Raw genomic sequence first — 10932 nt, 5'->3', positions numbered from 1 at the left:
TTTCAATTTGTCACCCCCAAATAAAAAAAATCTCACGCCGCCGTGAGATGTGAAAATCAAATAAATCCGAATTTCAAACCTCGGTAGGACTTATGGCAATGCCACCTACTGTCTGCGGCTTAATAACATTAATATTATATACAGTCCCATCTAGTTTGTCAACATTTTATTTTGATTTTAATTAAAATATGCCCACAGATTTCTTTTAAAAGTCTGTGGGCAAAGGTGTTTTTATTTTTCCATTAATTTTGATCCGTTGATTTTAATTCCAGGACCCATTGTTGATGCAACTGTTACTGATTTTAAATAACGACCTTTTGCAGCTGCTGGTTTTGCTTTTATAATAGCATCTGAAATTGTCCTAAAGTTTTCAGCAAGTTTTTCAACTCCAAAAGAAACTTTTCCAATTGGAACATTAATAATTGCAGCTTTGTCTACTCTATATTCAACTTTACCTGCTTTAGTTTCTTTTACGGCTTGTCCTACATCAAATGTAACTGTACCTGATTTTGGGTTTGGCATAAGTCCCTTAGGTCCAAGAACTCTACCGATTTTACCAACTACGCCCATCATGTCTGGAGTTGCAATAATTACGTCAAATTCAAACCAATTTTCGTTTTGAATTTTTTCTACTAATTCTTCTCCACCTGCGTAGTCAGCTCCAGCTGCTTCAGCTTCTTTAATTTTTTCTCCCTTTGCAAGAACAAGTACTCTAATTTCTTTACCAGTTCCATTAGGAAGTACAACAGTACCTCTAACTTGTTGGTCAGCATGTCTTGGATCAACACCAAGTCTTACTGCAAGTTCAACTGTTTCGTCAAAGTTTGCCTTAGCAGTTTTTATAACTAAGTCAAGAGCTTCATTTACATCATATAAATTTGATCTATCTACTAGCTTTGCGCTATCTTGATATTTTTTACCTCTTTTTGGCATATTTACCTCCTTCGTGGTACTTGCGGCTTAGCCTCCCACTTATCTTTCTACTTCTATACCCATACTTCTAGCTGTACCTGCGATCATTTCCATAGCAGCTTCTACGCTTGCTGCGTTAAGATCAGGCATCTTTGTTTTAGCTATTTCTTCTACTTGAGCTTTTGTCAATTTTCCAACTTTTTTCTTGTTTGGTTCACCACTTGCTTTAGCCATATTAAGAGCTTTCTTAATAAGAACTGCAGCTGGTGGAGTCTTTGTGATAAAAGTGAAAGAACGATCTTGATAAACTGTTAGAACAACAGGAATAATCATACCTGCTTGATCTTGAGTCTTTGCGTTAAATTCCTTTGTGAACTGCATGATGTTTACACCATGTGGTCCTAGTGCAGTACCAACTGGTGGAGCTGGTGTAGCTTTTCCTGCAGGAATTTGTAATTTTACTAATGCTATGACTTTTTTTGCCATTTTATTTCCTCCTTGTGGTAATGCGGGTTTACCCTCCCACACATTTCTTACTCTTTAATAATTTGATTGAAATCCAATTCAACGATTGTATCTCTTCCAAACATTGAGATACATACCTTAACTTTAGCTTTGTCGTAATTAAAGTCGTCAATTTTTCCTACCAAATCTTTGAAAGGTCCATTAATAACTTTTACAACTTCTCCAATTTCGTAGTTGTCGAATAACTCTTTGCTATCTGTAACTCCAAGTAGTAACACTTCTTCATCAGAAAGTGGCACAGGTTTTGAAGCTGGTCCAACGAAACCAGTAACTCCCCTTGTGTTTCTAACAAGATACCATGTTTCGTCATTCATAATCATGTTGACAAGGACATAGGACGGAAACATCTTTCTTTCCTTTGCCTTTGAAACGCCATCTTTATTTTCAACATAGTCTTCCATAGGAATTCTAATGTCGAAGATGACATCTTCCATGCCTCGATTGTGAACCATTGCTTCCATGTTTGCCTTTACTTTTTTTTCATAACCTGAATAAGTGTGAATTACATACCACTTTGAAGTTTCATTACTATTAAGTTCTTGTGTATCCAACTATAACACTCCAATCAATAGATAAAACCAAATAAAAACATTATGATTTTATCATATGCTAATAATAGTAATGAAGACAATATAACGGCTATAATTACTATTATAGAATATTTGATTACAGTATCCTTAGTAGGCCATACAACTTTTTTGAATTCAGATTTCACACCTCTAAAGTATCTACCTAGACCGCCTTTTTTTTCTTCAGTCTTAGGTGTAGTTTTAGTAGCCATAAATCCTCCTTACTTAGTTTCTTTGTGTGCTGTATGTTCTCTACAGAATTTACAATACTTCTTTAGTTCCAATCTTTCAGTAGTATTCTTCTTATTCTTATATGTCACATAATTTCTGTTTTTACATTGTGTGCATTCAAGTACTACTCTATCTGCCATAAAAACACCTCCAGTGCTAAAAAAAAGAGCCGCCCTTGGCTCCTTCTAATTTACTAAGTAATACTACCACATAAGAGCATTTTTGTAAAGCTATTTGCGATAAATTTTCTCTATTTTTTGTACTTTTCTTCTCCTTTAAAAATTTTTAAAATGTCATTTATTTCCCTTGGGTCATTAAAATCATAAATTTTCCATTGACTTGGCAAAAGTAAACTATAAGGCTCAATTGAAAATCTCTTATCAATTAAAAGAACTTCGCCCTTATCATCTTCAGTCCTTATTACTCTTCCAGCCGATTGCACAACTTTTATCATGCCTGGATAAATATAGGCATACTCGTAACCTTTATTGTACTTTTTTTGAAAGTGACTTTTTAAAATATTTCTTTCGTAGGATAGTCCAGGTAAACCTACGGTTATTATGGCAACACCTCGAAGTCTATCGCCAATTAGATCTATTCCCTCAGAAAAAACTCCTCCCATTACTGCAAAAGCTATTGTGCTAGAAGAAAATGTAAAATTATTTAAAAATTCTTCACGTTCAAATTCTGTCATTTCTCTATCTTGTTTTACAATATTATCATTATCGACCCCTTCAATATAACTTTCATAGACTCTCTCCATATAGGAATAAGATGGAAAAAAGAAAATATAGTTTCCCTTGTACTCAGAAAAATTTTTAAGATTTTCAATTATTTCCTCAATAGAATTTTCTCTATCTCTATAAACCGTGGAAATTTTATTGTTCCTAAGCACCACTAAATTATTTGGATCAAAGGGTGATTTTATTTTGTAGTAATTTGTTTCTTCATCTGCACCAAGGAGCTTGCCATAGTATTTTATCGGATTTAAAGTTGCAGAGAAAAATACAGATGACCTTGGCGCTTTCAAAATATTTTTGAAAATCGGTGCAATATCAAGAGATTTTATCTTTACAGAGTCCTCACTTTTTATTGAAACAAAGTCCTTATTGTAGTATTCCAAAATTTTGATGTACTTAAAAAGTGAAAAGTAAATGTCTAGCGCCTTTTCATAGTCCTTTGCTTCCTTGTCTTTAGTCAAAAAATCGTTCATTGAAAAAACCGTTTTTTCCACTTCTACATTAAAAGAAATAAAGGAATCGTAACTGTAAAAATTTCGATTATCTAATTTTTTAAACTCATCAATAGCATTTCTAAGATGTTTTCTCGCAGCTTTTCTCTTCTTTGGCAAAATTTCAAATAATTTCTCCAAGTCCTCAATAAAAACTTCTGCCGAATACATTTCCCTTCCTCTATCGAGAAGATTGTGGCTCTCGTCAATGAGAAGTGTGAATCTTAGCATTGAATTTTCAAAAAATCTTTTGAGGTAAACTGTTGGGTCGAATATGTAATTGTAATCGCAAACTATAAAATCAGAAAAATCCAAAAGGTCAAGTTGATACTCAAAGGGGCAGACAATGTGAAGTTTTGCAAATTTTTCAATATTTTCTCTAGTGAAATTGTCGCAGGAGTCAAAAATATCAATTATTGCATCATTGACTCTGTCAAAATGTCCTCTTGCATATATGCAGTCCTTTGGATTGCAGGAAACTTTATCATTTAAGCAAATTTTATCCTTTGCAGTTACCATGGTGATTTTTAATTTTAATTTTCTATTTAAAAGTCTTTCCAGTGCATCCTTTGCGGCTTGTTTTCCCGTAGACCTAGCCACAAGATAAAATGCCTTGTCGATTTTATCTTCTCCCATTGCCTTAATAGTTGGGAAAATTGTAGAAATTGACTTTCCAATACCCGTTGGCGCCTCTACAAATAATTTATTTTCACTGTCAATTGTGTTGTAAACTGCAACAGAAAGTTCTCTCTGTCCCTTTCTAAATTTTTTAAAAGGAAATTTTAATTTTTTTATGGATTTATTGCGAATATCCTTCCATTCTACAATTCTTCTTGAAAACTCAAGATATTCCATTAGAGTTCCTATAAAAAAGTCGCGAAGTTCATAAAAGGTAAAGGTCTTTTTTATATTTAAAATTTCTTCTGTCTCAAGTTGATAATAGGTTAGCATTACATTTATGTCGTCAAGGTCATTATCCTTGGCATAAATGTAAGCGTAACACTTTGCCTGTGCCCAGTGCATTAGATTTTCTTCTTTTTCCAGTTCTTCCAAATCTCTAGTTGTAGATTTTATTTCATCTATTGTAACTTCATTTGCTACTTCAATGCCATCGGCACGACCTTCAACTGTAAAAATTATGTCTTCAATTTCTTCTTGAGTTCGCAAAAAAACTTCAGTCAAAAAATTCTTGGAGTATTCCCTTTGCACCTTTTGATGTGCCCTTATGCCCTCGACAGCTCTTTTATTGGAAAAAAATCTCCTGTCAATGTCGCCACTTCTCTTGACAAACTCTATTAAATTTCTTACGGAGATTTTTACTTCTTTCAAAACAAATCCCTTCTATCACAAAATACATTAAAAAATTATTCCAAATCTAAAAAGTCAAGTTGTCTTAAAGCTTCAAATAAAATTATATTTGCAGAATTTGAAAGATTTAAACTTCTGCCATAATCCTTTAACATTGGAATTCTAATTGCCATGTCGTAATTAGAAAAAATTAAATCTTCAGGAAGTCCACGAGTTTCAGGTCCAAAGACAATGAAATCTCCATCTTTAAACTTCACATCAGAATATCTTTTCTTTGCCTTAGTGCTTGCGAGATAAAAATTGCTCTCTGGATATTTTGCCACAAGCTCGTCGTAGGAATCGTAATAATTTATGTCGACTAAATGCCAATAATCAAGTCCCGCCCTCTTTAAATGTTTGTCGTCAACGGAAAACCCAAGAGGCTTAATGAGATGAAGCCTTGTTTTAGTAAGTCCACAAGTCCTGGCAATAGCACCTGTGTTAAAGGGAATTTCTGGTTCATAAAAAACTATATTTAACATCTTTTCTCTCCTTCCAAAATTTCTATGGCGCATTTAAGTCCATCCAATGCCGAAGAAATTATTCCACCAGAATAACCTGCACCTTCTCCAATTGGAAATAAATTTTCCAACTTTTCTGACCTATAATTTTCTCTAACAATTCTAATTGGCGACGACGTCCTCGTCTCCACTCCCGTAAGAATTGCATCGTCGCTGCAAAAACCACGAACTCGTCTATCCATTAATTTTAGCGCATTTTTTATGACGTGATTAATGCTTTCCGGATAAATTTCATTTAAGTCGGCAAAAACATAGCCTGGTTTAAAAGTTGGCAACACTTCGCCAAGTTTTTCTGTTACTCTATTCTCCATAAAGTCCTTTACTCTTTGAACTGGTGCCAAGCCATCGCCCATTTTATAAGCCTTTTTTTCTATTTCATTTTGAAAACTCATGCCAGCTAAATTTCCTTTGCCATATATTTTCTCGTCAATAGTAGCAACTACAGCTGAATTTGAATTCTCGCCCCTTCTGTCGTGATAGCTCATGCCATTAACACATAATTGCGACTTTATTGAAGAGGAATTTACAACATAACCACCAGGACACATACAAAAAGTGTAAACTGAATGTGCCTCTCCTTTGTCTGTAATATTTAACTGATAAGTCGCAGCAGGAAGCTTTTCTGAAATCACGCCATACTGTGCCTTCTCAATGTTTTTTCTCAAATGCTCAATTCTAAACCCAACTGCAAAGGGCTTTTGTTCAATTAAATTGTATTTATCAAGCATAATGAAAGTGTCGCGAGCAGAATTTCCAATCGCCAAAATATAGCAATCGGCACTGTATTCTCCCTTGTCAGTTATTATTTTATTGATCTTTCCATTGCAAATATCAAAATCAATTAGTTTTTCACTAAATTTATAAATTGCACCTTCCCCTTCAATGTCCCTTCGCATATTTTTTATTACATTGCGTAAAATGTCCGTGCCAATATGTGCCTTTTGCTCGTAAAGAATATCTTCCGGTGCGCCATTTTTTGCAAAAATTTCAAAAACATGAGAAACTCTCTTGTCCTTGGAACGTGAAGTTAATTTTCCATCAGAAAAAGTCCCTGCACCGCCTTCTCCAAATTGCACATTTGAGTTTTCGTCTAACTTTCCAGTTTCGTGAAGAGTGTCGATGTCCTTTACCCTTTCATCAACTTCCTTGCCCCTCTCGATTAGAGTTACCTTTACGCCCTTTTTGGCAAGCAAATAAGCAGCAAAAAGTCCCGCAGGACCTGTACCAACAATCACTGCAGATTTAATTTTATTAATATTCTCGACTTCAAGCTTGTCCTCATGAAACTCTTCAATATTATTTTTTAACCTTTTTACAATCTTTTTGTCAATATCCGCTAAATCTAAGTCCACGACCACTTGATACACAAAATTTATTTCACGCCTTGCATCCAAAGATTTTTTATAAATTTTGTAGTTAAAGTCCCTCTTATTTAATTCACTTTCAATTTTCCCTCTCAAAAATTTTTCATCTTTGTCATAGGGAACTTTTATATTTCTTAAAATTATCATTTTTCTCTTTTCCATATCTCGTGATAAACTTTATAATTTGGATCTTCTATTTCACTTTTACCAACTAATTTAAACCCGTCAAAATCAGGGATAAATTTGTCTGCCCCTTCAACAACAGTATCAACTCTTGTAACAATTAATTCATCAATTCTATCCCACAAAAGTTTAATGATTGCAGCACCGCCAATTACAAAAACTTCTTTATCACTGTATTTTTTAATTATATCATCAAGTTTTTTAATTGAGTCAACATAAAATAAATCTTCTTTATCTTCCACCTTTAAATGCGTAAAAACTACAGAAATTCTATTTGGAAGCTGCCTTCCAATAGCATAAAAAGTTTTACTTCCCATTACTATAATATTATTTGTGGTATATTTTTTAAACATTTGCAAATCATTGTCCACGAATAAAATTTGTTCGCCGTCCTTTGCAATAGCATTTTTATTATCAACAAGTATAAGTAATTTCACACTATCCCCCATTAAAAATAATCTTACATCAATCATAGCATTATTCAAAGACTTTTTTAACACTCAATAAAGCTTTAGATATATTTCTTATAAAATTCACAAAATCCTGTCAAAGTAAAAGTGTAACATATGTCCATACAGTTAATGAAAATATATAAATAAAAATTCTAAAAAGTATTGACAACGATATCGATAATTGATATCGTTAATGCAGAAAAATTGTAATTCTATTAAAACTAACCGACCAATTGAATAGTAGATTTTTGAAAATTTGCCTAAAATTAAAAGGGGGGGTAGATTTAAACATTAATTATTTAAAAAATAAATGAATGAATAAAATAATAAAGGAGGAAATTATGAAAAATTTTAAAAAAACGATGAGTTTAGCTTTAGTAGTAGTTATTATGATGAACTTTGTATCACCGATTTATGCTAACTCAAAATTGGATACTAACTTTATAAATATTAATGAAAATTTTAATGAAGATGAGATTATAATTGATTACAAAGAACATAGCGAAGATGGAGAATATTACATAGTAGAAAAAATTAATGGCAATAAAATTAATAGTAAGATTTATAAAATCGAAGATGGAGAGAATATTTTAAAAAATTCGATTATTAGTAAAATTGAGAATTGAAAAGTTTTTTGTCTCGAAACTAAATCAGATGGTATAGTTGAAAAATACGAGGTTTCAGCAAAAATAATTGATAATATTGAAAATCACAAACAAGATAAAAATGAAATATCACTCTTAGGAAACAATACTTATTTGCGAACTGATAGGTATGGGATTTCTTTAGTAGGTAAAAAAGTTACTATTGCAATTGCTGCAGCAGCAATCGTCGCTGCAGTAGCATATATAAATATGTCAGTTGCAACAAAAATCATTATTTCAGCTATAGCTGCAGGTGGTGGAGCCGGAGTTGCATCACTACCAGACTATTTATATGTTACTAGTAATGTTTATAGAACTCATAGTACAGGTAAAATCTATACTAGATATGAGAATGATTACTATTTAGATTCTGAAAGGACGCAATATATTGGTTCTTGGTCTTTTAGTGAAAGAGGGTTTCATTAAACTATGAAGTTAATTAAGAGAGAACTAATTAGAATATTTTTTATACTTGGTATACAAATTTTATGTGGTTATATTTTCTCTCATTTTTTTAAAAAAAGTTTTAATTTAAGAGAATTTTTTACAAACTATGTAATGATTATATTTTGGATAGTTTATTTCGTTGTTGTAATTATCATTAATATTTTAAAAGTAAAAAATAGAATAGAATAAAATAGAAGGGCTGTTGCAAAAGTCCCAAAATCACAACCACCGGCTAAGCCGGTGGTTTGTTATTTCCCTATAAGGGGCTGTTACCGGCAGCATTTCATGCTTTGAATTTTCTTTCTCGTGCACCTTTTACACAGCTAGTGCTAAAGCACTTTAGTTTCTGCTTTTGTTCACTTGCTCACCCGTAAACGGGTCTATAAATTCTTTCATACTTATTTGATCTGACATATAATCTTCTTTCAATTGATTCTTTATATATTCTTGTATTTTCTTTGCATTTTTTCCCACTGTGTCTACATAATATCCTCTACACCAAAAATATCTATTTCCATACTTATATTTTAAATTCGCATGCCTATCAAATATTATTAAACTGCTTTTTCCTTTTAAATAGCCCATTATTTGTGAAATACTGTATTTTGGTGGGATTTCCAAAAGCATATAAATATGGTCTGAACAACATTCTGCTTCTATTATATTTATTCATTTTCTCTCGCATAAATCTCTTAATATTTTTCCTATGTCTTGTTTTAATCTTCCATATATTATTTGTCTTTTATACTTCGGTGCAAATACTATATGATACTTACAATTCCAAGTTGTATGTGATAAACTATTTTTATCCATTTGGATACCCTCCCTGATTTTGATTATGATACTGCCTGTAACTTAATCATTATATCATGGGAGGTTTTTTGCTTGGAGCTAAAGCCATTTTATTCATGCTTAAGCGTACAAAAAAGGTGGTGTTGCAGAATAGATAATTCTATTCTGCAACAACCCCTTTTTATTTTTCTAATAATAATTTACAAACTTATTCTTTTTTTCATCATCAATTGAAGTACTAATTTTTTAATTTATAGTCAAAGGTATTTGTCTTTTTATAGTTTAAATCATATTTACTTTCTTATATCTTTTTTCTTGCAATAAAATCAAAAATGGTATATACTAGTTTTATAAACTAGATGTGGTGGTAATATGAATGATAAAATAAATGACTTTTTTTTGGAAGATAACAAAAATAATCTAAAACTCGTTGAAAGTCCCGACAAAGAAATTATTGAAAAAGTGAAAAACTGGAGACTTCTGAGATGGGATGAACTTCCCAATTTTGAAATTTATAACGATCAATTGCTAAGCATTGTGCTTTCTCAGGTATCTCCCTTTTTATCTGAAAAGGATATTTCTCCTTCAATGATAAATAATTATGTTAAACAAAACCTTTTGCCCAAGCCAGTTAAAAAAAAGTATTCAAAGGAGCATATCGCTCTATTAACTGCTATTAGTTTTGTAAAGCAGGTTTTCACCATGGAGGAAGTCGGAAGGGGAATTAAGCTCTATTTAGATGGAAAGGAATTTAAAGAGGCCTATGATTCCTTTTGTAATATTATGGAAAATCAAATAAGGCGAGTGTTTTTGGGCGAAGAAATTTCCTACAAAGAAGAATCTGTCTATTTAACAGAAGCCATTCGCTCAATTTCAGGAAGCCTTTATGTAAAGGGTTATTTAAGGAGAATGTATGAAGAAGAATAAGGAATCTTTCGTTGAATTTTTAAATAGTATGAGCCATTTTATTGGAGTTGGAATAGGAATAGTCTTTTTAGTGATGATGATTAAAGCCTGCATTAAAAGCGAAAATTTATACACTCCGGGCTTTATAATCTATGGCGCATTTTTTATATTTTTATTTTTGGCAAGTACACTCTACCATGGAGTTTGGAATAAAAAGGCAAAAAGTATTCTTAGAATTTTTGACCACTCCGCTATATTTTTATTTATTGCGGCATCCTTTACTCCCGTTATTTTAACAGTGCTATCTGGTAAAAAAATGGTGTTTTTTCTTGTATTTATCTGGGTCATTGCCCTTGCGGGTACAATTTACAAAATTTTAAGTTATGGAAAATATGATAAACAAAAAACAATCTCTGTTATTTTATATATTGCCATGGGTTGGACTTCCATATTTTTATTAAAACCTATAATTTTAAACGTGCCCAAGGGATTTATAATCTTCTTAATTGCTGGAGGAGTTCTCTACACAGTGGGAACAATTTTTTACAAGAGAAAAAAACAATATAGCCATGTTATTTGGCACTTATTCGTGTTAGGAGCAGCAATAACTCATTTTATAGGATATTACGAATATCTTATTTAAGTAATAATATTTTCTACAAAAAAATTTACTCAATTATTATAATCTTTATATTTAAAAATTGTGTTTTTGTAATGATTTAAAAATAAGACATATGTGATAGACTTGCATATGTCTTATAAAATATCTTCCATTAACATTTTATTTAATTTATCTTTTGAGGACATT

General features: G+C 31.9%; 13 protein-coding genes, 1 pseudogene and 1 other annotated feature. Of the genes and pseudogenes, 4 read left to right on the top strand and 10 right to left on the bottom strand.

Annotation, left to right across the window (positions count from 1 at the left end):
• Positions 1-14: 14 nt before the first annotated feature.
• Positions 15-136 (bottom strand) — a sequence feature (ribosomal protein L10 leader region).
• Between the two features lie 95 nt (positions 137-231).
• From rplA to MR285_RS08065, 9 genes are all read right to left on the bottom strand, one after another.
• The gene (gene rplA / locus MR285_RS08105) at positions 232-933 is read right to left on the bottom strand and encodes a 50S ribosomal protein L1 (protein ID WP_293559817.1); all 702 of its coding nucleotides are present in this window, start codon (positions 931-933) and stop codon (positions 232-234) included.
• A 39-nt stretch (positions 934-972) separates the two neighbouring features.
• A complete protein-coding gene (gene rplK, locus MR285_RS08100; protein ID WP_019125658.1) occupies positions 973-1398 on the bottom strand; it encodes a 50S ribosomal protein L11 in 426 nt (141 codons plus the stop codon).
• Between the two features lie 47 nt (positions 1399-1445).
• Positions 1446-1988: a transcription termination/antitermination protein NusG gene (gene nusG / locus MR285_RS08095; RefSeq protein WP_293559812.1), complete on the bottom strand. Its 543-nt coding sequence runs from the start codon at positions 1986-1988 to the stop codon at positions 1446-1448.
• A gap of 14 nt (positions 1989-2002) precedes the next feature.
• Positions 2003-2218, bottom strand: coding sequence for a preprotein translocase subunit SecE (gene secE / locus MR285_RS08090; protein ID WP_075659350.1), 216 nt, complete (start codon positions 2216-2218; stop codon positions 2003-2005).
• 9 nt (positions 2219-2227) lie between these two features.
• Positions 2228-2377, bottom strand: a complete 150-nt coding sequence (gene rpmG / locus MR285_RS08085; RefSeq protein ID WP_293559809.1) for a 50S ribosomal protein L33 — start codon at positions 2375-2377, stop codon at positions 2228-2230.
• A 110-nt stretch (positions 2378-2487) separates the two neighbouring features.
• A complete protein-coding gene (locus MR285_RS08080) occupies positions 2488-4797 on the bottom strand; it encodes an ATP-dependent DNA helicase (RefSeq protein WP_293559807.1) in 2310 nt (769 codons plus the stop codon).
• Positions 4798-4832: 35 nt separating this feature from the next.
• Positions 4833-5297, bottom strand: a complete 465-nt coding sequence (locus tag MR285_RS08075) for a tRNA (cytidine(34)-2'-O)-methyltransferase (RefSeq protein ID WP_293559805.1) — start codon at positions 5295-5297, stop codon at positions 4833-4835.
• On the bottom strand, positions 5291-6847 hold the full coding sequence (locus tag MR285_RS08070) for an NAD(P)/FAD-dependent oxidoreductase (protein WP_293559819.1): 1557 nt from the start codon (positions 6845-6847) through the stop codon (positions 5291-5293). Before MR285_RS08070 ends, MR285_RS08075 begins: the two co-directional genes overlap by 7 nt.
• Complete coding sequence (locus MR285_RS08065; RefSeq protein ID WP_293559803.1) at positions 6844-7320, bottom strand: dihydrofolate reductase; 477 nt, start codon at positions 7318-7320, stop codon at positions 6844-6846. Before MR285_RS08065 ends, MR285_RS08070 begins: the two co-directional genes overlap by 4 nt.
• A 356-nt stretch (positions 7321-7676) precedes the next feature.
• Here MR285_RS08065 and MR285_RS08060 point away from each other — a divergent pair, with 356 nt between their 5' ends.
• Entirely contained in the window at positions 7677-7961 is a 285-nt protein-coding gene (locus MR285_RS08060; protein WP_293559801.1) for a hypothetical protein, read from the top strand.
• 132 nt (positions 7962-8093) lie between these two features.
• Positions 8094-8405: a hypothetical protein gene (locus MR285_RS08055; RefSeq protein ID WP_293559799.1), complete on the top strand. Its 312-nt coding sequence runs from the start codon at positions 8094-8096 to the stop codon at positions 8403-8405.
• 360 nt (positions 8406-8765) lie between these two features.
• Here MR285_RS08055 and tnpA read toward each other — a convergent pair.
• A pseudogene (tnpA, locus tag MR285_RS08050) lies at positions 8766-9239 on the bottom strand (IS200/IS605 family transposase).
• Positions 9240-9590: 351 nt separating this feature from the next.
• On the opposite strand from tnpA, the gene MR285_RS08045 reads away from it, so the two are divergent.
• Complete coding sequence (locus tag MR285_RS08045) at positions 9591-10145, top strand: DUF1836 domain-containing protein (protein ID WP_293559797.1); 555 nt, start codon at positions 9591-9593, stop codon at positions 10143-10145.
• Positions 10132-10767 carry a hemolysin III family protein gene (locus MR285_RS08040; RefSeq protein WP_293559795.1) on the top strand — a complete coding sequence of 212 codons (636 nt, stop codon included), beginning with the start codon at positions 10132-10134 and terminating at the stop codon, positions 10765-10767. Before MR285_RS08045 ends, MR285_RS08040 begins: the two co-directional genes overlap by 14 nt.
• Positions 10768-10932: the final 165 nt, after the last annotated feature.

The organism is Peptoniphilus sp., assembly GCF_022767005.1.
GTDB lineage: Bacteria > Bacillota > Clostridia > Tissierellales > Peptoniphilaceae > Peptoniphilus_A.
The sequence above is the reverse complement of the archived record's forward strand: the minus strand, read 5'-3'. Positions and strand labels throughout refer to the sequence as shown.

Excerpts from the sequence above, each read along its gene's own strand:
- MR285_RS08075 (WP_293559805.1), bottom strand. The coding sequence starts at position 5,297 with ATGTTAAATATAGTTTTTTATGAACCAGAAATTCCCTTTAACACAGGT.
- MR285_RS08045 (WP_293559797.1), top strand. The coding sequence starts at position 9,591 with ATGAATGATAAAATAAATGACTTTTTTTTGGAAGATAACAAAAATAAT.
- MR285_RS08040 (WP_293559795.1), top strand. The coding sequence starts at position 10,132 with ATGAAGAAGAATAAGGAATCTTTCGTTGAATTTTTAAATAGTATGAGC.
- secE (WP_075659350.1), bottom strand. The coding sequence starts at position 2,218 with ATGGCTACTAAAACTACACCTAAGACTGAAGAAAAAAAAGGCGGTCTA.
- MR285_RS08070 (WP_293559819.1), bottom strand. The coding sequence starts at position 6,847 with ATGATAATTTTAAGAAATATAAAAGTTCCCTATGACAAAGATGAAAAA.
- rplA (WP_293559817.1), bottom strand. The coding sequence starts at position 933 with ATGCCAAAAAGAGGTAAAAAATATCAAGATAGCGCAAAGCTAGTAGAT.
- rplK (WP_019125658.1), bottom strand. The coding sequence starts at position 1,398 with ATGGCAAAAAAAGTCATAGCATTAGTAAAATTACAAATTCCTGCAGGA.
- rpmG (WP_293559809.1), bottom strand. The coding sequence starts at position 2,377 with ATGGCAGATAGAGTAGTACTTGAATGCACACAATGTAAAAACAGAAAT.
- MR285_RS08060 (WP_293559801.1), top strand. The coding sequence starts at position 7,677 with ATGAAAAATTTTAAAAAAACGATGAGTTTAGCTTTAGTAGTAGTTATT.